The following is a 24142-nucleotide window of genomic DNA, read 5'->3' as shown; positions in this document are numbered from 1 at the left end:
CCGCTTATGCTGGAACCGCAATCGCCTGGGCGACAGCAACACCAACTTTGCACGGACGCTGCGGAGGAAAATAGCCTGATCACAGTGCTCTAAAGCTTGTAGACCAAATCGCCTAAGTCCCAAGCCTTGGAGACAAAGGCCTCTCTGGAGAGAGAAAACAGCTTTCGTTCCGCACTCGAAGTATCAAGCTGGATGCGGAAAATGCAGCCGGAACACACGGAGAAACGCGATCCCAACTCACCAGAGAAAAGTTGTCTCGTGGAGAGTTGGAGCAGCGAGAGGAACTGGGCGCAAACATTCTCTGGGCTGAACCTGTCGAGAGAACCCTGAGAGTGTACGGCTTGCGCCTGCCCTGCACTGACATCACTCCCCTGGGCCGGCCGAAGCCCGGCCGACCACGACAGCAATCACGCTGTCGCCGACACCTGCGGAGCGGAGCACCTCCTCGGTGTGCTCCCCAAGTTCCGGCGGCGGCCGCAGGGTAATCTCGCGGGACCCGTCGGCCCGCACGGGGCGCAGCGGCATGCGGACAGAGCCGTGGACCGGGTGCTCGGCCTGGCCGAAGAGGCCGAGATGCGCCACTTGCGGGTCGCTCTCCAGCTCCTCCAGCGTGTTCTCGGCGGCGAAGGGGATGTCGTGGCGGCCGAGGAGGGAGAGCCACTCGGCGCATGGGCGGGTGGCGAAGACCTCGTTCAGGCGTGTGGCGATGGTCTCGTAGGCGCCCACCCGGTCCATGCGCCGGGGATAGGCCTCGATCCACTCCGGCCTGCCGACGGCGCGGCAGAGCTCGTGCCAGAACTTGTCGGGCGAGGAGAGGTGCAGGCCGATCCGACGGCCATCGGCGCAGGCGACGGTATAGGCCTGCGACATGGCCGCGCGCTGGAATACGGGCACAGGCCTGCCGGTGGCGAGGAACTGGCTCAGCGGTTCGGTGCCGAGCGCGATGGTGGCCTCCAGCATGGAGAGGTCCAGGCGGCGGCCCTGCCCTGTCCTGTTGCGGTGGTGCAGCGCGGCAAGGATGCCGAGGGTGGCGTAGAGGCCGGTCGCGGCGTCCGAGATGGCGGGGCCGACCACGCGCGGGTCGTCGGTCGCGCGGTGGCGGGACATCCAGCCGGAGGCCGCCTGCCCGACATTGTCGAAGGCCGCGCGGCCCGCGGCGGGGCCGTCCGGCCCGAAGCCGGTGATGCCACACCAGATCAGGCGCGGGTTGATGTCCCGCAGCCGGTCCCAGCCGACGCCCGCGCGCTCCGCCACGCCCGGGCGGGTGTTGATGACCAGCACGTCGGCCTGCCTCACCAGGGCATCCAGCGCCGCCAGGCCATCGGGGGTGGCGTAGTCGATCACGGCGGACCGCTTGTGGCGGTTATGGGCCTGGAACTGCGGGCTATAGGTGCCCTTGCCGAAGGCGCGGAAGGGGTCTCCGCCCGGGCGCTCCACCTTGATCACGTCCGCCCCGAACTCGGCCAGCAGCATCGCGGCGAGCGGCGCCGTGATGAAGCTGCCGAGATCGAGCACGCGCACATCCTCGAGCAGCCGCACGCCCTTCCTCCCACCCTGTTTCCGGGCAGGATCGGACTTTCCGGCGGGGCGGGGGAGACCGTGCCGCGCATGGTCAGGATGCACGGCGTGAATGTCAGGCCACACCGCGGGCCGGGCTGTCCGCCAGGAGGTCCACCACCACCCCGCGCAGCCAGCGGCTGCCCTCGTCCCCGTGCAGCCGCTCGTGCCAGTAGAGGGCGACCTCGATGGGCGGGGTGGGCAGGGGCGGGTCCAGCACGGTTATCCCCTTCGCCTCCAGGCCGCGCAGGGCGCGGGACGGAACGGTGGCGATCAGCTCCGTCCCGGGCACGAGGGTGGGCGCGACGAGGAAGTGCGGCACCTTCACCGCGAAGCGCCGCCCCCGCCCGGTGGAGAGCAGGGCGTGGTCCACCCCGTCATCCGGCAGGCCGGGCGAGATGACGCCGACATGGCGGCCGGCCACGTAGTCGTCCAGCGTCAATCCTTCCCGCGCGATGCGGCTGGCGGCGCAGACGCAGCAGACGTAGCGGTCCGTGAAGAGGCGGCGTCGGTAGAAGCCCGTCTGCAGGAAGCCGAGGCCGCCGATGGCCAGCTCCGCCCGGCCGGATTCCAGCGCCTCCCGGTAGGCAGAGCGGGGGATCTCCGCCGCGACGAGGGCGGCGCCAGGCGCCTCCGTGGCCAGCCGCCGGGCCAGGGGCGGCAGGAAGGCCGCCTGCCCGACATCAGAAAGGAGGACGGTGAAGACCCGCTCGCTGGTAACGGGGTTGAAGGGACCTTCCCGCGCGAAGCCCGCCCGCACCGTGTCCAGCGCGTGGGTGACGGGGCCGATCAGGCGCTGGGCATAGGGGGTGGGCTCCACCCCGCTGCGGGTGCGGACGAAGAGTGGGTCGCCGCAGAGGCGCCGCAGCCGGGCCAGGGCGTGGCTGACGGTGGGCTGCGCCTGGCCGAGGCGGCGGCCGGCCGCCGTCATGCTGCGGGTCTGCGCCACCGCCTCGAAGACCAGGAGGAGGTTGAGGTCCAGGTTCCGGATATTCATGGCGTTCATGGTGAGCATGGCGGAACGATGGGTGCAAGCGCGGCACCGTCCGGGCCTAGCTTTCCCCTAACAGGTGCGCCGGAAGCACGGCAGCGCCACGGAGGAGGAAGCGCGCCATGGCCCTCGGCCGACGGGCGATCTGCGCCATCATGCCCGCCCTTCTGGCGGCGCCGTCCGTGGTGCGGGCGCAGGACTTTCCCAGCCGCCCCATCCGCCTCGTCCTCTCCTTCCCCGCCGGCGGGCTGGCGGACGGGCTGGCGCGCGGGCTGGGCCCGGCCCTTTCCGCCGCGCTCGGCCAGCCCGTGGTGGTGGACCCGCGGCCCGGTGGCAGCCAGGTGGTGGCGGCCCAGGCCGTGGCTCGGGCGGCGCCGGATGGCTACACGCTGCTCCTGGCCTCGGATGCAGCCTTCACGGTCAACCAGCACGTCTTCTCCAAGCTGCCCTACGACCCCGCGAAGGACTTCGCGCCGGTCTCCCTGCTGGCGGCGACGGTGGAGTGCCTTCTCGTCCCCGCCACGCTCCCCGTGCGCTCGGTGGCCGATCTCGTGGCGCTGGCTAAGGCGAGGCCGGGGGCGCTGAACTACGGCTCCTTCGGTCCGGGCTCGCCGCCGCATGTGGAGGCGGAGGCCTTCCGCATGGCGGCGGGCATCGACATCGTCCACGTGCCATTCCGCGGCGTGGCGGAGACGGTGCCGGCGCTGCTGGCCGACCAGATCCAGATCCTGTTTGCCTCCCAGGCGCAGGGCCTGCCGCAGGTGCGGGCCGGGGCGCTGCGGGCGCTGGCGGTGCTGGACGAGAAGCGGCAACCAACGCTGCCGGAGGTGCCCACGGTCGTGGAGGCGGGCTTCCCCGCCCTTCTCTCCCGCGCCTGGTTCGCCGTGGCCGCGCCGGCAGAGACGCCCGCGCCCGTGCTGGACCGCCTCTCCGCCGCCTTCGCCGCCGCGGTCGCCGCGCCGGAATGGCAGGCGCGCTTCGTGGAAGCGCAGGGGCTGGTGCCCATGCCCGGCGGGCGGGAGGCCTTCGCGGCCGTGCTGAGGGAGGATGTGCCGCGCATGGCCGGCCGCCTGCGCGCCATGGAATTGCGGCTGGATTAGGCCGGTGCTGAGCGTGGAGAACCCGGCTGACCTCGCGGCCCATATCGGCGACCCGATCGGGCCCGGTCCCTGGCGCGCGGTGACGGAGGCGCAGATCGCGGCTTTCGCCGGGCTGAGCGGCGACGACCACTGGATCCACACCGATCCCGCGCGCGCGGCAAAGGAGACCTCCTTCGGTGGCGTGATCGCCCAGGGCTTCCTGACGCTGTCGATGACGACGTCGATGCTGCAGGAAGGGCTGCAGGTCCGGTGCGCCGCGCGCTGGTTCAACTACGGGATGGAGCGGCTGCGCTTCACCGCCCCCGTGCGCGCCGGGGACCGGCTGCGCCTGCGCGGCACCCTGGCCGCGGTCGAGCCTGCCGCCGGCGGGGGCACGCGCATCGAGATCGACGTGGTGGTGGAACTGGAGGGCGCGGCGAAGCCCGCCCTGGTCGGCCGCAGCATCCTCCTCGCCTTCGCATGACGGAGCCCAGCATGTCCGAGATCCCCGCCTGGGAAACGATCGCCGTGAGCCGGGAGGAGGGGGGCGTCACATTCCTCACCCTCAACCGCCCGGCCAAGCGTAACGCCATGAACCCCCGCATGAACGAGGAGGCGGCGGCAGCGCTGGAATGGCTGCGCTACGACGCGGAGACGCGCGTGATCGTCCTCACCGGCGCGGGGGAGGCCTTCTGCGGGGGGATGGACATCAAGGAGTTCCTCGTCGGGCTGAAGGACCGGCCGGACGAGTACGACCGCATCGACCGCCTGACCTATGAGTGGCGCGCCCGCACGCTGCGGCGCCTGCCCAAGCCGGTGATCGCCATGGTGAACGGCTACACCTTCGGCGGCGGAGTGAACCTCGTCGAATCCTGCGACCTGGCGATGGCGGCGGAGGAGGCAACCTTCGGCGTGTCGGAGATCAATTTCGGCATGTTCCCCGCGGGGCCCGTGACCCGCTCACTCACGCGGCTGGCGCGGCCGAAGGACGGGCTGCTGCACGCCATGACCGGCCGCCCCTTCGACGGGCGGGTGGCGGAGCGGATGGGGCTGGTGAACCTCGCCGTGCCCGCCGCGCGGCTGCGGGAGGAGACCCTGGCCCTGGCGCGGGAGATCGCCTCTAAGGATTCCTTCGCGCTGCGGGCGACAAAAGAATCCTTTTGGCTGGCGCAGGAGATGTCACACGATGCGGCGCAGGACTATGTCAGCGCCAAGTACCACGAGCTGACGCACCGCCAAAGCGGGAGCTGGCGGGAGAAGGGGGCGCAGGGCTTCCTCGATAAGGCCTTCAAGCCCGGCCTGGGCGGGAGGCCCGCCGGTGCTTGACGTGGCCGTGCCGCCCGAGGCGGAGGAGGCGCGCCTGTTGCGCGACACGATGCGCCACTTCGTGGATGAGCGGCTGATCCCGCTGGAGGCGCAGCACCCCGGCGGCGTGCCGATGGCGGTGAAGGAGCGTCTGCGGGACGAGGCCGCCGCGCTGGGCCTGCACGCACTGGACGTGCCGGAGGAGGCGGGCGGGCCGGGCCTGTCCCATCTGGTGCAGACCGTGTTCTGGGAGGAGCTGGGGCGCGCCGCGGCGCTTCCCGCGCGGGAGTCCTTCGTGTTCGGCCCGCTGGTCGGCGCCGTGCTGGCGGGGCTGCGCGGAGAGCAGCGCGCGCGCTGGCTGGACCCGGTGCTGCACGGGGAGCGTGTGCCCTGCTTCGCCCAGACCGAGGCCGATGCAGGGTCCGACCCCGGCGCCATGCGGACGCGCGCCGTGCGGGACGGGGGTGGCTACCTCATTACCGGAACGAAGCGCTTCATCACCGGCGCCGAAAAGGCGGATTTCGCTCAGGTGGTGGCGCGCACCGATCCCGCGAAGGGGGCGCGCGGCCTCTCTCTTTTCCTGGTCGATCTCCGCGCGCTCGGCGCGAGCGTGGGCGCGGGCGAGCCGACCGTCTCCGGCGACCGGCCCTGCGAGGTGGTGCTGGACGGGGTGCGCGTGCCGGCCGAGGACCGGGTGGGGGAGGAGGGCGACGGCTTCCGCCTCGGCCAGGCCTGGATCACCCATGGCCGCGTGATGCGGCATGGCGCGCGGTCCTGCGGCGTGGCGGAGCGCTGCCTGGAGATGGGCGCGGCCCAGGCGCGGGCGCGCACCACCTTCGGCGCGCCGCTGGCCGACCGCCAATCCGTGCGCTTCATGCTGGCCGACACCTACCGGGAGTTGCAATCCGCCCGCGCGCTGACCCTGCGCGCAGCGGCGGCGATGGATGCGGGGGCGGATGCGCGCCTGCCCTCCTGGCTGGCGAAGGTGGAAGGCACGGAATGCGCCCTGCGCGCCGCCGATCGCTGCCTGCAGATCCACGGCGGATCGGGCCTGACCACCGCGCTACCGATCGAGCGCATGTGGCGGGAGGCACGGTCCTTCACCATCACTGAGGGCCCTGCGGAGGTGATGCGCGACGCCATCGCCCGCCAGGTGCTCGATCTCTACGCGGGGCGCGCATGAAACAGACACCTCTCCGTTCCGGCATGGGGCGCAGCACGCCGGACCGGATCCTGGTGCAAGGACGCGACCTCTGCCGCGACCTGCTGGGCAAGATCTCACTCTCCGACATGGCCTGGCTGGAGATCACGGGGCGGGAGCCGACGCCCGGAGAATCGAAGGTCTTCGACGCGCTGCTGGTGGTGCTGGTGGAGCACGGGATGACGCCGATGGCGATCGCCACGCGGCTGACCTATCTCGGCGCGCCGGAATCCTTGCAGGCGGCGGTCGCGGCGGGGCTCTGCGGCATGGGCACCACCTTTGCCGGCACGGCGGAGGGTGCGGCGAAGCTGGTCCAGGATGCTCTGCGCGGCACGCCCGGTGATGCCGACCTGGATGCGATGGCGAGGGACATCGTGGCGGAGCGCTTCGGGCGCAAGGCCACCATCCCCGGCATCGGCCATCCCCTCCACAAGCCGATCGATCCCCGCACGCCCGTTCTCTTCGCCCTGGCGGAGGAGCACGGCATTGCCGGGCGGCATGTCGCGCTGATGCGGGCCCTCTCGCGCGCGGCGGAGGCGGCCTCGGGCAAGTCGCTGCCGGTGAACGCCACGGGCGCGATCGGGGCGGTGGCGTCGGACATGGGGCTGGACTGGCGGCTCTGCCGCGGGCTGGCGGTGATCGGGCGGGCCGTCGGCCTCGTCGGCCATATCGCGGAGGAGATCCGTCACCCCATGGCGCGCGAGATCTGGCTGCGCGTGGAGGATGAGACGGCGAGCAACGCCGCCGGGGAGGAGAGTGGGGATGCGTAGCGCAATCACCCGCCGGGCGCTCGGCGCCCTGCTGCTGGCGCCGGCGGTGGCGCGGGCCCAGGCCCGGGCACCGGAGTGGACACCGATCCGGCCGATCCGGCTCATCGTTCCCTATACACCGGGCGGGGGCACGGACGTGGCCGCGCGGCTGGTCGCGAAGGCCATGCAGGACACGCTCGGGCAGCCCATCGCCATCGAGAACCGGCCCGGCGCCTCGGAGATGGTGGGCACGGAGGCGGTGGCGCGCGCGGCACCCGATGGGCACACGATCGGGCTCGTTACCAACACCTCCACCATCAATCCCGCGCTGTATCCCAGCGTGCCCTACGACATCGCGAAGGATTTGCGGCCGATCGGGCTGCTCTGCGCCGTGCCCTTCGCGCTCGCCGCGCATCCTTCCGTGCCCGCGCGGAACGTGGCGGAGCTGATCGCAGTGCTGAAGGCGAAGCCGGACGGGCTTTCCTACGCCTCGCTCGGGCCCGGCAGCGTGCACGGGCTGGCGATGGAGTGGTTCAAGAGCCTGACGGGCACGCGCATCGTCGCCGTGCCCTATCGCGGCGTGGCGCCGGCCATGCAGGCCATCGCGACCGGCGAGGTGCAGCTCGGCTTCGTCGGCCTCACCTCCGCGGTGCCGCAGATCGAGGCGGGGCGGCTGCGCGTGCTGGGCGTGAGCCCGGCGGAAGGGGTCAAGGCCTTCCCGGACTGGCCGCCGGTGGCCCGCACCGTGCCGGGCTTCGGCATGACCACCTGGTACGGCCTGGTCGCGCCCGCCGGCACGCCGGAGCCCGCCATGGCTCGGCTGCAGGCCACCCTGCGCGGCGCGCTGGAGAATGAGGAGGTGCGCTCGCGCTTCGCGACGCTCGGCGTCGAACCCGTGCCGCCCGGGCCGGAGCCCTTCGCCCGCCACGTGGCGGAGGAGAGCCGCATGTGGGCCGGGGTGGTCCGCGACACCGGCGCGAAGCCGGAGTGAGGCGCCCGTGAGAGAGCCCGAGCTGAACGACGACCAACGCCTGATCCAGGAGACGGCGCGCGCCATGGCGGAGGAGCATTTCCGCCCCTGCGCCGCCAAGGCCGACCGCGACTACGAGCCCCCCGTGGAAAATCTGCGCGTGCTGGCGGAGCACGGCTTCTGCGGCACCTTCATCCCCGAGGAATATGGCGGCGCCGGCCTCTCCCTGTTCGACACGGTGGTCGTGATGGAGCAGGTGGCGCGCGCCTGCGCCAACACCGCTATCCTGCTCAGCACCACCGATGGCGCGACGCCGCGCAGCATCCTGCACCTCGGCACGGAGGAGCAGAAACGCCGCTGGCTGCCCCGCTTCGTGAAGGGAGAGGCGCTGGCGGCCTGGAGCATGAGCGAGCCGGAGGCGGGTTCGGACGTGGCCGCCGTGCGGACCCGGGCGCGGAAGGACAGCGATTCCTACGTGATCGACGGCGCCAAGACATGGTGTTCCTGCGCCCAGGTTGCGGACCTTTTCCTCGTCCTCGTGCGCCTCTCCGACGATCCGGGGATGCGCGGCGTGGGCGCTGTGCTGGTGGAGCGCGGCACGCCCGGCTTCACCATCGGCAACCACCTGGACCTGATCGGGCTGCGCGCCACGGGCATGGCCGGCTTGACCTTCGACGCCTGCCGCATTCCCGCGGAGAACGTGATCGTGCCGGCGGGCGGGATGCGCCACCTGTTCAAGGTGCTGGACGCGGATCGGATCGCGGGGAATCCCACCGTCTGCCTCGGCGTGGCAGGCGCGGCGCTGGACGGGGCGACGGCCTATTTGAAGGACCGCAGGCAGTTCGGGAAGTCGCTCGCGGAATTCCAGGGCCTGCAATGGCGCTTAGCGGACATGGCGATGGACCTGGAGGCCGGGCGCGCCCTGCTCTGGCGGGCGGCGCGGCGGATCGATGCGGGGGCGGCGACGCCGATGGACGCCTCCGTCGCCAAGACCTTCGTCAACGAGATGTCGGTGCGCGTGACGAACACGGCGATGCAGCTCTGCGGCGGCTACGGCCTTTCCGAGGAGTTCCCCTTCGAGCGCTACTTCCGCGACGTGCGCGGCATGTCCGTGGGATACGGCACCACGGAGATTCACCGCAACACCATCGCCCGCGAACTGCTGGAGGGCCGCTATGCCGCGTGAGGGCCTCTCCCGCCGGGCGGTGCTCGCGCTGCCCCTGCTAGCCGCGCCGGCCGTGGCCCGCGCGCAGTCCTGGCCGGACCGGCCGGTGACGGTGATCGTGCCCTTCCCCGCGGCGGGCACGGCGGACCTCGTCGCGCGGCTGCTGGTGCCGGAGCTGTCCCGCGCCTTCGGCAAGCCCTTCGTGGTGGACAACCGCCCCGGCGCCAACGGCACGCTGGGCACGGACATGGTGGTGCGCGCGGCGGCGGATGGCCACACGCTGCTGCTCGGCGCCAGCCCGACGCACACGATCAACCCGCACCTCTACAAGCGCATGCCGCACGACCCGCTGCGCGACACCGCCCCGGTGGCGCTGGCGGCGGAGGCGCCGAACGTCATCGTGGTCCACCCCTCCCTCGGCGTGGACAGCCTGGAGGGGCTGGTGGCGGCAGCGCGCGCGAGGCCTAGCCGCATCGCTTACGCCTCCGGCGGCAATGGCAGCAGCGGGCACCTGGCGGTGGAGCTGCTGAAAACGATGGCGCGCATCGACATGATGCACGTGCCCTATCCCGGCGGCCCCGCCGCGCTGAACGACCTGTTGGCCAAGCGAGTGACGGTGATGGCCTTCACCGCCCCCGCCGTGCTGCCCCATGCCGAGACGGGCCGGCTGCGCGCGCTGGCGGTGACGGGCGCGCGCCGTTCCCCTCTCGCGCCCGCCCTGCCGACGGTGGCCGAGAGCGGCTACCCGGGATATGAGGCGGTGGCCTGGTACGGGCTGTTCGGCCCGACCGGGCTGCCGGAACCCGTCGCGGTACGGCTTTCGGAGGCCACCGCGGCGGCGCAGGCCGATCCGCGCGTGCGGGATGCCCTGGCCCGCGGCGGGGCGGAGACCCGGCATCTCCCGCCCGCCGAATTCGCCCGCTTCCTGCGCGAGGACTCCATCCGCTGGTCACGGGTGGTCGAGGCCTCCGGCGCGATGATCGACTAGTCATGCGCCTCGCCGGCTGGTCCCTGCATCCCGTGCGCCTGCCCTACCGGGCGCCGGTCGAGTGGTCGGATGTCGCGGAGGTGGCGGCGGACCTGCTGGTCCTTCGCCTGCGGGCCGAGGACGGGCGGGAAGGGGCCGCCGAGGGCACGGTCAAGCCCACTTGGTCCGGCCATACGCTCCGCTCCCTCTCCGCCACGCTGGAGGAGGTGGTGCTGCCGCGCCTCATCGGGCTGGACCTCTCCGCACCCGGCGCCGTCCGGCACGCCCTGGCGCGCGTGCCGGAGAACGCGACGGCGAAGGCGATGGCCGATGCCGCGATCCGCGACCTGCTGGAGGAGGACGGGCCGGGCGGCGAGATCCCGCTCTCCTGGACGATCACGCTGAAGGAGCCTGCGGCCATGGCGCGGGAAGCGGAGGCCGCCATGGCGGCGCACGGCTTCCGCGCGCTGAAGCTGAAAGGCGGGCGAGGCTTCGCGCGCGACCTGGGGACGATCCGCGCCGTGCGCGCCGCTGTGGGGCCGGATGTGGCGCTGACGCTGGACATGAACGGGCTCTACCCCGAAAGCCCCGAACTGCTTCGTCACGTCGCGGCGCTGGGGGAGGCGGGGCTGACCCATGTGGAGGACCCGGCGACCCTTCGCCCGGACGACTCCTTCAACCGGCTGCAGGCCGCCTGCGCCACGCCGATCCTTGTGGACGCGGCGGTGTGGTCGGAGGGAGACGCGGACCTCTTCCTCGCGCGGGGTGCGCGGGCCTTCGGTGTGAAGCCCGGCCGCGTGGGTCCGGGCCTGACGGAGGCGATCGCCGCCCGCGCGGCGGTGCTCGGCGCGGAGGTCGGGATCGGGTTGTTTGGGGAGAGCGATCTCGGCGCGGGCGCGACTTGGCGCCTCGCCACGCGCCTGCCCGCCGGGCCGTCGGCCGAAACCTCCACCTTTCTTCTCTTCGAGCGCCCGCTGACACGCGAGCCACCCGTGCTGCGCGGCGGCCGCGTGGCGCTTCCCGCCGGACGCGCCGTCGACCGCGCCGATTGGGCGGCGATTGCCCGGCTGCATCCCTGAGGCAAGGACACATCATGCGAACCCTCGCCGATCTCCTCCGGCGCAACGCCGCCCTCCACGCCCGCCGGCCGGCGCTGATGAATGAGGGGCGGAACTGGACCCATGCGGAGCACCTGGCGCGGATGCGCCGCTTGCGCGCGGCCCTGGCCGCAAAGGGCGTGCGCCCGGGGGACCGGGTGGGCGTGCTGTCCCAGAACCGCGCGGAGATGCTAGAGGCCTACGGCGCGGCGGAGCTGGGCGGCTTCATCCTCGTCCCCTTGAACTGGCGGCTTGCTGCGCCGGAGCTGGCGGCCATCGTGGCGGACGCCGGTCCCGCTGCGCTCCTCTTCGAGGACGGCTACGCGGCCGCCGTCGCGGCCCTGCCCGCGCGCCCCTCCCTGCTGGTCTCGATCGGTGCCGTGCAGCCGGGCGCGGTGGACTACGAGGCGCTTCTGGCCGGTGCGGAGGAGGGAGAGGACCCAGCCTCGGCGCCGGAGGACCCCGCCTTCATCATCTACACCTCCGGCACTACGGGCACGCCGAAGGGCGCAGTGCTGGCGCAGGGCGCGATGCTGCACTCCGCCCGCGCCATCGCCTGCGAGGCCGGGCTGCGCCCGACCGACCGCGTGCTCGTCACCATGCCTCTTTTCCACGTAGGCGCGAAGATCGAGTGGCTCTCCGTGCAGTATATGGGCGGCTCCTGCGTGCTACTGCCGCGCTTCGACCCGGAGGCGGTGTTCCGTGCAATCGAGGAGGAGCGCGCCACCGCCGCGCACTTGGCGCCCGTGATGGTGAAGACCCTGGTGGAGCACCCCGCGCGGGAGCACCACGACCTCTCCTCCTTGAAGCGCATCCATTACGGCTCCGCCCCCGTGCCGGTGAGAGAACTGCGGCGGGCCGTCGCAGCCTTCGGGCCCATTTTCCATCAGCTCTACGGCATGACGGAGCACGTCGCCTCCTCCATCCTGCTGCCCTTCCAGCAGGAACTGGACGCGCCGGAGGGATCGGGGGAAGCCGCCCGCCTCGCCTCCGCCGGCCAGCCCTATCACGGGACGGAACTGCGGATCGTGGACGACGCAGGGGACGACGCGGAGGAGGGCGAGGTGCTGCTCCGCTCCCCTGGCGCCATGTCCGGCTACTGGCGGAACCCCGCGCAGACCGAGGCCGCCTTCACGCCCGGCGGCTGGCTGCGCACCGGCGATATCGGCCGGATTGACGCCGACGGCTACCTGCACCTGCTGGACCGCAAGAAGGACGTGATCGTTTCCGGTGGGGAGAACGTGCACAGCCGCGAGGTGGAGGAGGCCTGCCTCAGCCATGCCGGCGTGGCGGAATGCGCGGTAATCGGCGTGCCCGACGAGCGCTGGGGCGAGGCAGTGATGGCCTATGTCGTCCTGTGCCCGACCGCGGCGCTGGACGCGGCAGGGCTGATCGAACACGTGCGCGCCCGCATTGCGTCCTACAAGAAACCGCGCCACGTGGAGTTCGTGCCGCACCTTCCCCGCCTGCCGCACGGGAAGGTGGACAAGAAGGCGCTGCGCCGCGCGCACTGGCCGGAAACGGGAAAGAGGATCATCTGAGTGCTGGTCGGATCGTGGGACTTGATCGAGGACTGCTCCCTTGGTTCGCGGGCCACCACACCTCGCCTGCCCGCCCGCGTAGCCGATCCCGCGCTGATGCTGCGTTGCCCACCTACCCCTGCCTGTTCAAAGGGTCGGAGCGGGAGACAGGTTCTCCGGCCCGTGGAGATGAAACACTTGGCTTCATCCCGGCCCAGAGCGAAGCGTCAGTGGCGCGAGGGCAAGCTTACACCTTCACCCGCCACCCGGACCCCCGCTCGTCAGGGCTCTGGGTTGTAGGACCCGGCTGCTCGGGTCCGATCCAGGGACTGACGATGACGAAGCCGCTCCCCCCCACACAGGCGCAGATCCTCACCTCGGCCGTCCAACACCCAGCCCGTCTGGCGGAGGCGCCTGCAAATCTGCCCGCGGCTGCCCGCAGCACGGTCTTCCGGATTATGCTCAGGGCCGGGCTGCCAGATGCGGTGCTTGTGATCTCCAACAATTGACACCCTACCCTGGCACAGGAACTGTGCGGCCCTACCAAAAGGAGGAAGGCGCGATGGACCTCGCCCTGCGCGGCCGTCGAGCCGTGGTAACCGGCGGTTCGCTCGGTATTGGCCGATCCATTGCGCGGGAGCTTGGAAGGGAAGGGGTGTCCGTCGCGATTGTGGCCCGCGATGCCGCTCGCCTTGGGGAAGCGGCAAGCGCTCTGGCCGCCGAGACTGGCGCAACCGTCATCCCGATTGCCGCCGACCTCTCCAGCGCTGAAGCGGTGGACGCGGCGATGCAGCAGGCCATTGATGAGCTTGGAGAGGTGGACATCCTCGTGAACAATGCCGGCGCCACACCGATGGGGCGAATCGGTGAAACTCCGGACGCTACCTGGGCGAAGTCGATCAACCTAAAGCTCATGGGCTATGCGCGCTGCGCGCGCGCACTGACGCCCGCGATGCGGAAGCGGCGCTGGGGGCGCGTGATTAACATCATCGGCCGCTCTGGTCACCAACCCCGCGCGAACTACATCGTCGGAAGTTCTGTCAACGCCTCCCTGCTCGCCTTCACCCATGCACTGGCGCAGGAATGCGCCGGTGACAACGTGCTCGTCACCGGTGTAAATCCTGGCCCTATCCAGACTCCACGCTGGGACACGCTGACCGCCCAAGGCGCCGCCGAGACAGGCCGTAGCGCGGATGCCGAGAACCAGGCTGCGATCGAGAGCACTGCGCTCCGCCGCCTCGGGACGCCGGAGGAGGTGGCGGGCCTCGTCGCTTTCTTGTGCTCCGACCGCGCCGGCTACATAACCGGCACGATGATCGACGTCGACGGCGGCGGCACACGCTGCATCTGAGGAACGCCTCCATGCCCCTGCTTGAGACCGCTCCCGGCGTGTCCATCCATTACACCGTGGACGACTTCACCGATCCTTGGGCACCCTCTCCCACTGTCCTGATGCTGCATGGTTTGGCCGAAAGCGGGGAGGCGTTCCGCGCCTTCGTTCCCTACCTCGCCCGCCGGGCGCGCGTGGTGCGGATGGACCTGCGCGGCTACGGCCGCTCGCCTGCCCTGCCAGCCGACCATCCCTGGCATCTCGATAGCCTCGTCGCGGACGTTGCCGCCCTCATCTTCCATCTCGGCGCGCCGCGCGTGCATCTCGCTGGTGGCAAGATCGGCGGCACCATTGCCCTGGCCACGGCTGCCCGGCACCCCGAGCTGGTAGATCGACTCGCTGTCCTTGGTGGGCCGGCGTCCCTCACCAACATGGCCGCACGCACCCCGGGCTGGCGCGCCCAGATCGCTGCTGAGGGCGTGCGTCCCTGGGTGCGAGGCTCCAACGCTGGCCGCCTGGGCACCCGTATGAGCCCGGCGCAGCTACAATGGTGGGAAGATCTGATGTCTCAGACCGCTGCCTCGACGCTGGATGGCTTCCTGCAGATGGTGCCCACCGTGGACGTGACCGCCGAGGTGGAACACATCCAAGCCCGCACACTCGTCGTCACAACCACTGGCAGCGGCCTCGGCTCCGTGGAAGAGGTGCGCGCTTGGCAGGAGCGCATCTCGCACTCACTCCTGGTGGTATTGGAGAGCGATTCCTACCACGTCGCCGCCTCCGATCCCGACCGAACCGCCATGTTGGTGCGAGACTTCATTTTCGGAGAATGAGCGATAGGGGCTCTTCCCCTGCGGGCTGGCTGCCTGCCGTCACCCGAGCAACGGGGTTCTGGTCTGTGGTATCACCCTGCCCGAGCACCCGACGACTCGATTACCTGCGACCACGTCTCCCGCTCCCGCGCAAGGAATGCCCCGAAGGCATCCCCGACCAGCGATCCGGGTTCGGCCCCAGTGGAGGCCAGCTTCGTCCGCAGCCCCGGATCGGACAGCGCCTCCGAGACCAAAGCCGTCAAGCGACCACAAAGAGCCGGCGCCATGCCGGTCGGACCGACTATCCCGAACCAAGCCTCAGCCTGGAAGCCCGGCAGCCCCGCTTCCGCCATGGTGGGAACGCTGGGAAGGGCTTCGGCCCGCTTGGCTCCCGCAACAGCCAGGGCGCGCACCCGCCCGTCCCGAACCTGCGGCAGCACCGCGGGCAGGTTGTCGAACAGCATCCCGATCTGGCCGCCCACCAGATCCGTCATCGCGGGCGCAGCTCCTCGATACGGCACATGCACAATGTCAATCCCAGCCATGCTGCGGAACAACTCGCCGGCTAGATGATTGGTGGTGCCATTGCCCGAGGAGCCGAAGGCGATCTGGCCTGGCCGCGCCTTGGCTAAGGCGATCAGCGCCTTCACGTCGCCCGCTGCGAGATCAGGCCCCGTCATCAGCACGATCGGCACGGAGGCAATAAGGGCGAGGGGCACGAAATCGCGCGCGGCAAGGTAGGGCATGCTAGGGAACAGCGCGTTGTTGATGGTTAGCGGCCCTGGCGCGGTCAGCAGCAAAGTCGTGCCGTCCGGCGCCGACTTGGCCACGGCGTCGCTCCCGATGTTGCCACCGGCGCCAGAGCGGTTCTCCACAAGCCAAGGCTGCCCCGTACGCTCCCGAAGCGTCTCGCAGAGAAGGCGCGCGACGATATCGTTGGACCCGCCAGGTGGAAACGGCACCACCACACGCACCGGCCGGTCCGGCCAAACGGGTTGAGCCAAAGCTGTCCGCATCACACCACACGCCAGGGATGCCCCTAGCAGGCCACGCCTGTCGATCATTGCACGCCTCTCCAAAAATCTTGTCGTTCGATGGAGAGTGGCCGCCCCGCAAGTCTCAAACAAGTCATGGGCAAAGCCGCTCTCACCCACCCAGGCTCAGATCCTGAGCGCCGCTGCCCAGCACCCGCTGCAATTGGCGAGGCACCTCTGAACCCACCGGCAGCCGCTAGGAACACGGTGCGCCAGAACCTGCTGAAGGTTGGCTGCTTGCGGAAGCGTTGGCGATTATCTGTTCCGTGTGATGGGTGGAAATTCGTAGAGAGCCTCGGCGTCACGGACGAGAATGCGTTGCCGGGCCGGCTCTGGCGTCCAGCTTAGGAAGACCTGCAGCAGCCGTGCAGCATTGGGTGCACCGCCTTCCGGGCGAGGATGAGGGCAGTCCGTGACCCAGACGAGTTGATCGGGGTTGGCGGCGACCAGGGCCTCATGGAACGGGCGTGCCTCCGCATAGTCCGGTGCGGTTGCACCCAGACGATAGGTGCCGGAGACCTTCGCCCAGAGTTGCCCCTCGGCCACGCCCCGTCTCAGCGCCTGAAAACCCGGATCACTCGTGCCGCGGCTGTGGTGCAATCGGCCCATGTGGTCCACCACGACCGGGATCCTCATGCGGGCGAGGCGCGGCATGAGGTCCGGCAGGTCCGCGGCGTCGATCCAGAGCTGAAGATGCCAGCCCAGCTCCGCCAGCACAGGAGAGAAAGGTTCAACTTCATCAAGCCTGACTCCACCATAGTAGGCCGCTTGGCCTGCCCGGCGATACTCGTTTGCGCGCAGGCCTCGGATGCCTGCCTTGTGCCGTTCACGTAGAATGGTGGGCGTCAGCTCCGCGCCGCCAACGCCGATGCCCCTCCGGCGATCGGGGGCGCGGCGAAGCGCATCGAGGGTGGCGCGGTTGTCACGGTCATAGGCGCTCGACTGAACAATGACGCCACGTTCCAGACCCAGACGGTCCAGCAGGGCAAGATACGCTTCGAGTGGTGCGTCATCTGGCGTGTAGGAGCGCGGCTCCGCATAGGGGAAGTGTTTGGCAGGGCCGAAAACATGGCAGTGACAATCCCAGGCACCGGGCGGGACACGTTGATCCGGGCCGCTCATTCCGGCTTGAGTCCTGCGAGCTCGGCAGCGCGCCGTGCGTCGGCCGCTTGCCGCTGCAGGAAGGCAGTAAAGCCCGCTGGCGTCTGCTCGGTACCGGAGGCCATCTCGGAGCCAAGAGCCTCTAGCTTCGCCCGTATGTCGGAACTGGATGTGGTGGCCACGATGGCGTCTTGCAGCGCAGTGACAACCGATGCAGGCGTGGCACGTGGGGCTAGCAACCCGCAATAACTGGCTGCAACGAAGTCGGGCACTCCGGCCTCAATGAAGGTGGGAACCTCTGGCAGGAGTGTTGATCGGTGTGCTGATGCGATAGCAAGAATCCGGCCCTTCTTATCCTTGTGCAGTGGCAGGGCAGTCGAGAGTTCCGTAAACATCGCGCGGATGTTGCCGGACATGAAGTCCGGCACAATGGCGCCGCCACCACGGTAGGGGACATGCACCAGCGTGGCGCCTGTGGCGCTGTTGAACAGCTCAAGCGTTAGATGAGCCGTGCTGCCGGCGCCCGGCGTCCCGGTTGTGAAGACGCCTGCTTGTGCCTTCGACAGCGCCACGGCCTCTTGGATGTTGGTGGCGGTGGTACCGTTGGTTACCATCAGCACCAATGGCACGGCATTCACCAGTGCGATCGGTGTGAAATCACGAAGTGGTTCGTAGGGCAGGCGTGCCTGCACCAGCGGGTTCACCGTAATCGGACCGTTGGAGCCGGCGAGCAGCGTATAGCCATCGGGAGCTGCGCGAGCGACCTGTTCGGCACCAAGGCTGCCTCCAGCGCCGGGACGGTTGTCCACCACTACTGGCTGGCCGAAACGTTCTGAAAGCGATGGCGCAAGCAAGCGGCTCACAACATCGATGTTTCCGCCCGCAGCGTAGGGCACAACAACGCGCAATGGGCGATCAGGCCAGGCGGCGAACGCCGTCCGTGGCATTGTGGCGCCGACGGATAGACCCGCCAGCGCCAGTGTGTGACGACGGTTCAGCATTCCTGGTCTTCGTCCTTCCCATTAGCAGGGGCGCCCGTTTTTGCTGGGCTGAGTTCGACGATAGCTTGCTGTTCCTGCCTACCGAAAGCCCTACCAATCAGCTGACGCAGCGGTGCGAGTTGGGACGCGGGTGCATCCAATCAGGCAATGAGGACAGCAACTGCAACAAACGGTCGCGCCCCACCTATCTGGTCCTTGGCTAACACCAGCTTGCAAACCGCACATCTTGGCAGTTGCGCTGGACTGTAGGAGTGGAATGACGCACTGGCTCGTTAGGAGCAGACCTTGGATGAGCACTGACATTGTGGGCGGAGCCGATCTTCACTTGGCTCCATCTTCAATTGGAGCGAAGCGTGAGATGGAAGGGACAGCTTCCACCATGCCACCCTGACCGACTTCCGGCGGGGCTTTGGGGCGTAGGACCCGGCTGGTCGGGTCCGTCCCAGGGACCTGGCGATAACGAAGCCGCTCTCCCCCACACAGGCGGTTGCACGCCGGGGTGGAGCGTCACGGAGTCGTCGGTGAGGCGCGGCTTGGGCGAGCAAGGAGTTCGCATGTAAGCCACGGGCCAGGCTAACTTCGCCCCTTCTGTGCTGGCCGGAATAGCAAAACGGGGCAAGGTTGCGCGCGAGGGCAGCGTGAGCTTGAATTGAGCACGCCACCGAAGGGCGAAGGGGTCGGACGGCGTGGACATTGGAATTGATATCGGCGGCACCTTCACGGATGCTGTGTTGCGCGGCATGGATGGCTCACTCCGCTCTTTGAAGGTGCCGAGCACACCGGACGACCCCGCTCGGGCAGTAGGCCAGGCGCTCCAGCGCCTGCTTGGAGATGGTGGGGCCGAGGACGTGCGCCGCTTCCTTCATGGCACCACGGTCGCCACCAACGCTATCCTGGAGAACACGGCCGCCCCGGTCGGGCTCATTACCACGCGCGGCTTCGGCGACGTCATCGAGCTCGGCCGCATGACGCGGGCATCCAACTACGACCTGCTTTTCGGCCCGCAGACGCCGGTGGCACTGATCCCGGCCGCGCGCCGGATCGAGGTGACGGAGCGAATTGGCGCCGACGGCACGGTGTGGGAGCCTCTGGACGAGGCAGAGGTGGCGAGAGCCGCAAAAGCGCTGGAGGCAGAGGGCGCCAAGGCCGTGGCGATCTGCTTCCTGTTCGCATTCCTGGATCCGGTTCACGAACGGCGCGCCCGGGAGATCGTACAGGCCACCCTTCCTGGCATGGCCGTTTCCCTTTCCTCCGAGGTGGATCCCGCGCCGCGCGAATACGAGCGGACCTGCGCCACCGCATTCGATGCTGCGCTGAAGCCGGTGATGAGTGACTACCTTGGCCGCATCGAGACGATCATCGGCGCGGTGGGCCTGGGCGTGCCGCTGCAGGTCATGCATTCCCGCGGTGGGCTGCTTGGCGCCGCCGCCGCCCGGGACAAGCCGATCCGCCTCACACTTTCTGGCCCCTCGGCCGCCGCGATCGGCGCGGCGGCGGTGCTGTGGGAGGCGGGCTTCACCGAGGGCGTCTCGATCGATGTTGGCGGCACCAGCGCGGATGTGGCGGTGATCCGCGGCGGCGCGCCAGCGCTGCGGATGGACGGCATGATCGGCACCTTTCCCGTGCGCGTGCCCACGGCCGACGTGCTGGCCATCGCGGCGGGTGGCGGCTCCATCGCGTGGATCGACGATGCGGGCGGGCTCCGGGTCGGGCCGCGCTCGGCCGGTGCGGCGCCCGGTCCCGCCTGCTACGGCCGCGGCGGGACGTGCCCGGCGGTGCTAGACGCCTCCGTGGTGCTGGGGCTGGTGGACCCCGCCCGCTTCGCCGCGGGGGAGCTACCCCTGGACGCCGATGCGGCGGCCGCGGCGATCGAGCGCGAGGTGGCGGGGCCGCTGGCGATGGGCCTGCGCGAGGCCGCGGTCGCCATTCACCGCATCATCAACGCCACCATGGCGGAAGCGGTGCGCGCCGTGACGGTGGCGCGCGGGGTGGACCCGCGGGAGCTGCCCCTAGTGGCCGCGGGCGGCGGCGGCGGGCTGCATGCCTATGCCATCGCGGAGGATCTCGGCCAGACCCGCATCGTCATTCCCGCGGCCCCCGGCGTGTTGGCCGCCACGGGCCTGCTGGACGCGCCGCTGGAGCATGACGCGGCGCGGGGCTTCGGCCGTCTGCTGGACGAGCTGCCGGAGGAGGAGCTTTGCGCCGCGATCGCCGCGCTGGTGGCCGAGACCCGGGCCGCTATGGAGGCGGATGGCGCCGATCCCGACAGGGCGGAAACGATGCTGACCGCGAGCGCCAGCTTCGTCGGCCAGGGTCACAGCCTAGAGGTGCCGCTGCCCCACGGCGCCGCGGAGCCCCGCGCGGCGATCCGCGACGGCTTTATCGCCCTGCACCGCGCGACCTATGGCCATGCCCGCGAGGCCCCGGTGCGGCTGGTTGCCCTCCGCGCTGTGCAGCGCTTGCGCGTGATCCCGGTCCCGCCCCGCGTCGCGGCCGGCGGCGATGCCGTCCGCACCCGCCGCATGGCCGTGATCGCGGGTCTGGCCGAGGAGGTGGCGGTGGTGCCTCGCGCCGCGCTGCGCCCCGGAGAGATCCTTCAGGGCCCCGCCATCATTGAGCAGGACGACACAACGGTGGTCGTGCCCGCCAGTTGGCGCGTCACCGCCTATCCTGCCCACCTGCTGATGGAGCGGCCCCTGTGAACGCCGAGCGCCTTGACCCCGCGACGGTTGAGATTGTCCGCCGCCGCCTGGAGGCCATCGCCGAGGAAATGCAGGCGGTGATGCTCCGCTCCGCCGTGTCCCCCATCGTGCGGGAGGCGAACGACGCCTCGGCCAGCCTCTTCCTGCCGGACGGCACGCTGATCGCGCAATCCATTTCCCTGCCGCTCCTGCTCGGCGCACTGATGCCGGCGGTGCGGCGCATGCTCAGGGAATTTCCCGTGGAAGGGATGCGCCCCGGCGACGTTCACCTGATGAACGACCCTTATGACGGCGGTACGCATATCCCGGACGTCTCGGTGATGGTGCCGGTCTTCGCGGAGGGGCGGGTGATCGCCCTGGCCGGTGCCATCGTGCACCACCAGGACCTCGGCGGCATGACCCCAGGCTCGCTCCCCACTACCGCCACCGAGATTTTTCAAGAAGGGCTGCGCCTGCCGCCCCTGCGGCTGCGGCGGGATGGCGTCACGGATGCACAGGTCATGCGCATTATCGCCCTCAACACCCGCACGCCCGAAGCCTTCGCCTGGGACCTGGACGCCCAGATTGCCTGCTGCGACTTGGCCGCGACGCGGATGGGGGAGCTGGCCACGCGCTACGGCGCCGCCGCGCTCGCCGCCATGATGGCGGAGCTGGTGCGTCGGGCAGAGGCCGCCACCCGCGCCGCCATCCGTGCCATTCCGGACGGCAGCTGGACCTATGAGGACGCGCTGGACAATGATGGGGTGGAGCTGGACCTTCCCGTGCCGATCCGGGTGCGCGTGACGGTGAATGGCGACGAGATGCGCTTCGACTTCACTGGCACCGCCCCGCAGGTGCGCGGCCCCGTCAACGCCGCCCCGGCCGGCGTCATGGCGGGCTGCTTCTTCGCTCTGCGCGCAGTGACGGGGCCGAACATCCCGAATAATGGCGGCTGTTCCCACCCGCTGACAGTGGTCCTGCCCGAAGGGTCGCTCCTCAACCCGCGCATGCCGGCCGCGCTGAACGCCCGCACGGGCACGGTGAAGCTGGTGACCAACGCCATCCTCGGCGCCCTAGCCGAGGCGCTGCCGGACCGCATTCCCGCCGCGAACTCCGGCTGCTCCACGGTGATGGCGCTTTCGGGCCGACGGGCGGACGGATCGGCGTGGGTGGTTACGGAGATCCTTTCCGGAGGCAGCGGCGGATCCATGCACGGTCCAGGCGTGAACGGCGTTTCCACCGATGTCGGCAACACCATGAACCTGCCGGTAGAGGCGATGGAAACAGACGCGCCGGTCCGCGTCCACCACTATCGCGTGCGGCGCGGCTCCGGCGGGGCCGGGCAGCATCCGGGTGGGGCGGGCATCGACCGGGACTACGAGGTCCTGCGCGGCCCGCTGACCCTCACCTTCCGGGGGGAACGGCACTATCATGCGGCAAGGGGCAGCGCCGGCGGACAGGACGGCCGGGTGGCGGAAGCCCTGATCATCCGCGCCAACGGCGCGCGGGAGGAAGTGCGGTCGAAGCTGACCACGGTGTTGAACACGGGCGACCGGCTGCTGATGGGCACGGCCGGCGCCGGAGGCTGGGGAGCCCCGACATGAGACGCGCCTTCGCATCGCTGATTCTCAACGTGCTGACCCCGGGGTTCGTGCTCGCGGCGCTCGCACAGCCGGCCGCGGCGCAGCTCGACCCCACGCGCACGGTGCGTGTGATCGTCGGCTATGCGCCCGGCGGCTCCTTCGATGTGAACAGCCGCATCGTGACCGATGCCCTGCGTGAGCAGCTCGGCATCAACGCCATCGTGGAGAACCGCCCGGGCGCGGGCGGCACCATCGCCTCGGACTACGTGTCCAAGGCGTCGCCGGATGGCTCGGTGCTGCTGGTCGGCGGGGCGGGCTCGCACGGCGTCACGCCCGCCATCCGCCGCAACCTGCCGTTCGACACGGCGCGGGACTTCACGGCGATCGGGCGCATCGCCGAGTTCCCCAATGTGATGGTGATTGGCACGAATTCGCCGGCGCACAACGTGCAGGAATTCATCGCCTGGGGGCGGACTCAGCCCAGCGGCATCAACTTCGGCTCTCAGGGCGCCGGCACCTCTATCCACCTGACCGGGGAAATGTTTCGCCTTCGCTCGGGCTTGGCCATGACCCATGTGCCCTACCGCGGCAGCGCTCCGGCAGTGCTGGACCTGCAGGCCGGGCGCATCCAGGTGATGTTCGATAACCTGCCCAACGTCTTCGGCCAGATCCAGGGCGGCTCGCTGCGAGCTCTGGCCGTCACCAGCGGCAGCCGGCTGCCGTCGCTGCCAGACGTGCCGACCATGGCGGAGGCAGGCGTTCCCGACTTCGTGGTGACGAGTTGGGTGGGCATCTTCGGGCCGGCCCGGATGAACCCCCGCACCGTGCAGCAGCTTTCCGACGTGATCGCGAAGGCCATCGCCTCGCCAGAGGGGCAGGCCCGCTTGCGTACCATCAGCGCCACCCCCGCGCCGGCCTCCGCCGCCGAGTTCAATGCGGTCTGGCGCGCCGACATGCAGCGCTGGTCTGAGGTGGTGCGCGACGCGAACGTGGAGGTGGAGGAATAGTTGGAGCAAAAGGTGGGCCTGAGTTGAACGGGAGACAGCCACTCAGGCATCCGTGCGAGCCGATCTTTCCTGAATGCTAGGTCTACTCACAATCAGCTTGGCTTTGCTACCGAACAGAGCGAAGCACAGCAGCGCGGGGCCACTTTGGCTCCGTGCACCCTGACCGGGACGCGGCAGGGCTTCGGGTCTTAGGACCTGATCATCAGGTCCGATCCAGGGACCTTACGATGACGAAGCCGCTCTCCCCCACACAGGCGGGGATCCTCACCGCCGCTGCCCATCTACCCGATACAACTTGCAGAAGCGTCTCCGAACCTGGCAGTGGGTGGAGGGGTTGCTGCGGACGCGCAGGAGGGCAGCGAAGGGCAGTCGGTCTCCGTCGCCGCACCAGCAGGCCAGGAGGCGCCGACCGACCCTTCTGCTCAAGGATTGAGGCACACCTCGCTCCGTGCGGCCGCCACGACCCTGCTGGTGGTCTGGGACGCAGGCGTGGAGCGCTCGGCCCTGCCGGGGGCCATGGAGGCGCTCAGGGCCGCTCTGAGCCGGGTTGGCGCGGCTTATCCGCCTTGCGAGCCCTCCGCCCCTTGCCGCCCGCGAGAGGGCACCAAGCAACAGGCTGTCCTCACCCTCCTGCGTCGCCCTGAGGGGACCACCATCGTTCAGGTCATCGAGGCGACCGGCTGGGCCCAGCACACGGTCCGAGGCTTTCTCGCAGGGCTGAAGAAGAAGGGCCATGCGGTCGAGGTGCTGGAGCGGGTGCGACAGGTCGGGCCGGGGTCTCAGGGCGCAAAGGGCAGCTACAGCGTCTACCGCATCGCTGCCGTGGAGCAGGGCTGATGGCTGCCCTGCGCCGCTCGTCCGCTCAGCCCCGCTATGCAGTGGCATTGTACCGGGTCTCCACCGCCGAACAGGGGCACTCAGGCCTCGGGCTAGAGCACTTCAGGCTTGCACGGACTCGCGGGTTCTGATTCGACGCTGTTGATGAAGCAGCG

The 24142-nt window shown here is 70.0% G+C and carries 21 protein-coding genes; 16 read left to right on the top strand and 5 right to left on the bottom strand.

Translation table 11 applies throughout. The features are described 5' to 3' along the window. Positions 1–363: 363 nt before the first annotated feature. Together ACFFIC_RS29380 and ACFFIC_RS29375 are read right to left on the bottom strand one after the other, a co-directional pair. A complete protein-coding gene (locus ACFFIC_RS29380; RefSeq protein ID WP_377057167.1) occupies positions 364–1539 on the bottom strand; it encodes a CaiB/BaiF CoA transferase family protein in 1176 nt (391 codons plus the stop codon). A gap of 94 nt (positions 1540–1633) precedes the next feature. Next, positions 1634–2554, bottom strand: a complete 921-nt coding sequence (locus ACFFIC_RS29375) for a LysR family transcriptional regulator (protein WP_377057166.1) — start codon at positions 2552–2554, stop codon at positions 1634–1636. A gap of 116 nt (positions 2555–2670) precedes the next feature. Between ACFFIC_RS29375 and ACFFIC_RS29370 the strand changes: the two genes are divergently transcribed. The 12 genes from ACFFIC_RS29370 (at position 2671) to ACFFIC_RS29315 (ending at position 14764) form a co-directional block, all read left to right on the top strand. Beyond that, a complete protein-coding gene (locus tag ACFFIC_RS29370; RefSeq protein WP_377057165.1) occupies positions 2671–3648 on the top strand; it encodes a Bug family tripartite tricarboxylate transporter substrate binding protein in 978 nt (325 codons plus the stop codon). A 4-nt stretch (positions 3649–3652) separates the two neighbouring features. After that, on the top strand, positions 3653–4111 hold the full coding sequence (locus ACFFIC_RS29365; RefSeq protein ID WP_377057164.1) for a MaoC family dehydratase: 459 nt from the start codon (positions 3653–3655) through the stop codon (positions 4109–4111). Between the two features lie 11 nt (positions 4112–4122). Further along, positions 4123–4953, top strand: coding sequence for a p-hydroxycinnamoyl CoA hydratase/lyase (locus ACFFIC_RS29360; protein WP_377057163.1), 831 nt, complete (start codon positions 4123–4125; stop codon positions 4951–4953). Then, positions 4946–6115, top strand: a complete 1170-nt coding sequence (locus ACFFIC_RS29355; protein WP_377057162.1) for an acyl-CoA dehydrogenase family protein — start codon at positions 4946–4948, stop codon at positions 6113–6115. Before ACFFIC_RS29360 ends, ACFFIC_RS29355 begins: the two co-directional genes overlap by 8 nt. After that, positions 6112–6903: a citryl-CoA lyase gene (locus ACFFIC_RS29350; RefSeq protein ID WP_377057161.1), complete on the top strand. Its 792-nt coding sequence runs from the start codon at positions 6112–6114 to the stop codon at positions 6901–6903. The genes ACFFIC_RS29355 and ACFFIC_RS29350 overlap by 4 nt, the downstream gene beginning before the upstream one ends. Beyond that, positions 6896–7873 (top strand): Bug family tripartite tricarboxylate transporter substrate binding protein, encoded by a 978-nt coding sequence (locus ACFFIC_RS29345; protein WP_377057160.1) that lies wholly within the window; start codon positions 6896–6898, stop codon positions 7871–7873. The genes ACFFIC_RS29350 and ACFFIC_RS29345 overlap by 8 nt, the downstream gene beginning before the upstream one ends. 7 nt (positions 7874–7880) lie before the next feature. After that, a complete protein-coding gene (locus ACFFIC_RS29340) occupies positions 7881–9038 on the top strand; it encodes an acyl-CoA dehydrogenase family protein (RefSeq protein ID WP_377057159.1) in 1158 nt (385 codons plus the stop codon). Next, a complete protein-coding gene (locus ACFFIC_RS29335) occupies positions 9028–10005 on the top strand; it encodes a Bug family tripartite tricarboxylate transporter substrate binding protein (protein ID WP_377057158.1) in 978 nt (325 codons plus the stop codon). The genes ACFFIC_RS29340 and ACFFIC_RS29335 overlap by 11 nt, the downstream gene beginning before the upstream one ends. Positions 10006–10007: 2 nt before the next feature. Then, positions 10008–11063 carry a mandelate racemase/muconate lactonizing enzyme family protein gene (locus tag ACFFIC_RS29330; RefSeq protein ID WP_377057157.1) on the top strand — a complete coding sequence of 352 codons (1056 nt, stop codon included), beginning with the start codon at positions 10008–10010 and terminating at the stop codon, positions 11061–11063. A gap of 14 nt (positions 11064–11077) precedes the next feature. After that, the gene (locus ACFFIC_RS29325; protein ID WP_377057156.1) at positions 11078–12622 is read left to right on the top strand and encodes a class I adenylate-forming enzyme family protein; all 1545 of its coding nucleotides are present in this window, start codon (positions 11078–11080) and stop codon (positions 12620–12622) included. A 541-nt stretch (positions 12623–13163) separates the two neighbouring features. Next, positions 13164–13952: an SDR family oxidoreductase gene (locus tag ACFFIC_RS29320; protein WP_377057154.1), complete on the top strand. Its 789-nt coding sequence runs from the start codon at positions 13164–13166 to the stop codon at positions 13950–13952. Positions 13953–13963: 11 nt separating this feature from the next. Beyond that, complete coding sequence (locus ACFFIC_RS29315) at positions 13964–14764, top strand: alpha/beta fold hydrolase (RefSeq protein ID WP_377057152.1); 801 nt, start codon at positions 13964–13966, stop codon at positions 14762–14764. Between the two features lie 71 nt (positions 14765–14835). Here ACFFIC_RS29315 and ACFFIC_RS29310 read toward each other — a convergent pair whose 3' ends face one another. The 3 genes from ACFFIC_RS29310 to ACFFIC_RS29300 all read right to left on the bottom strand — a co-directional run bounded on the left by ACFFIC_RS29310 (position 14836) and on the right by ACFFIC_RS29300 (position 17879). Continuing rightward, positions 14836–15759, bottom strand: a complete 924-nt coding sequence (locus tag ACFFIC_RS29310; RefSeq protein ID WP_377057190.1) for a tripartite tricarboxylate transporter substrate binding protein — start codon at positions 15757–15759, stop codon at positions 14836–14838. Positions 15760–16032: 273 nt separating this feature from the next. Further along, complete coding sequence (locus tag ACFFIC_RS29305) at positions 16033–16899, bottom strand: amidohydrolase family protein (RefSeq protein ID WP_377057150.1); 867 nt, start codon at positions 16897–16899, stop codon at positions 16033–16035. Next, a complete protein-coding gene (locus ACFFIC_RS29300; RefSeq protein WP_377057148.1) occupies positions 16896–17879 on the bottom strand; it encodes a Bug family tripartite tricarboxylate transporter substrate binding protein in 984 nt (327 codons plus the stop codon). Before ACFFIC_RS29300 ends, ACFFIC_RS29305 begins: the two co-directional genes overlap by 4 nt. A 686-nt stretch (positions 17880–18565) precedes the next feature. Between ACFFIC_RS29300 and ACFFIC_RS29295 the strand changes: the two genes are divergently transcribed. The 4 genes from ACFFIC_RS29295 to ACFFIC_RS29280 all read left to right on the top strand — a co-directional run bounded on the left by ACFFIC_RS29295 (position 18566) and on the right by ACFFIC_RS29280 (position 23987). Next, a complete protein-coding gene (locus ACFFIC_RS29295) occupies positions 18566–20581 on the top strand; it encodes a hydantoinase/oxoprolinase family protein (protein ID WP_377057146.1) in 2016 nt (671 codons plus the stop codon). Further along, a complete protein-coding gene (locus ACFFIC_RS29290) occupies positions 20578–22164 on the top strand; it encodes a hydantoinase B/oxoprolinase family protein (RefSeq protein ID WP_377057144.1) in 1587 nt (528 codons plus the stop codon). The genes ACFFIC_RS29295 and ACFFIC_RS29290 overlap by 4 nt, the downstream gene beginning before the upstream one ends. Next, positions 22161–23150, top strand: coding sequence for a Bug family tripartite tricarboxylate transporter substrate binding protein (locus tag ACFFIC_RS29285; RefSeq protein ID WP_377057142.1), 990 nt, complete (start codon positions 22161–22163; stop codon positions 23148–23150). The genes ACFFIC_RS29290 and ACFFIC_RS29285 overlap by 4 nt, the downstream gene beginning before the upstream one ends. Before the next feature lie 429 nt (positions 23151–23579). Beyond that, positions 23580–23987: a DUF3489 domain-containing protein gene (locus ACFFIC_RS29280; protein WP_377057140.1), complete on the top strand. Its 408-nt coding sequence runs from the start codon at positions 23580–23582 to the stop codon at positions 23985–23987. Positions 23988–24142: the final 155 nt, after the last annotated feature.

This window comes from Muricoccus vinaceus, assembly GCF_042433125.1.
GTDB classification, from domain to species: Bacteria; Pseudomonadota; Alphaproteobacteria; order Acetobacterales; family Acetobacteraceae; genus Roseomonas; species Roseomonas vinacea.
The sequence above is the reverse complement of the archived record's forward strand: the minus strand, read 5'-3'. Positions and strand labels throughout refer to the sequence as shown.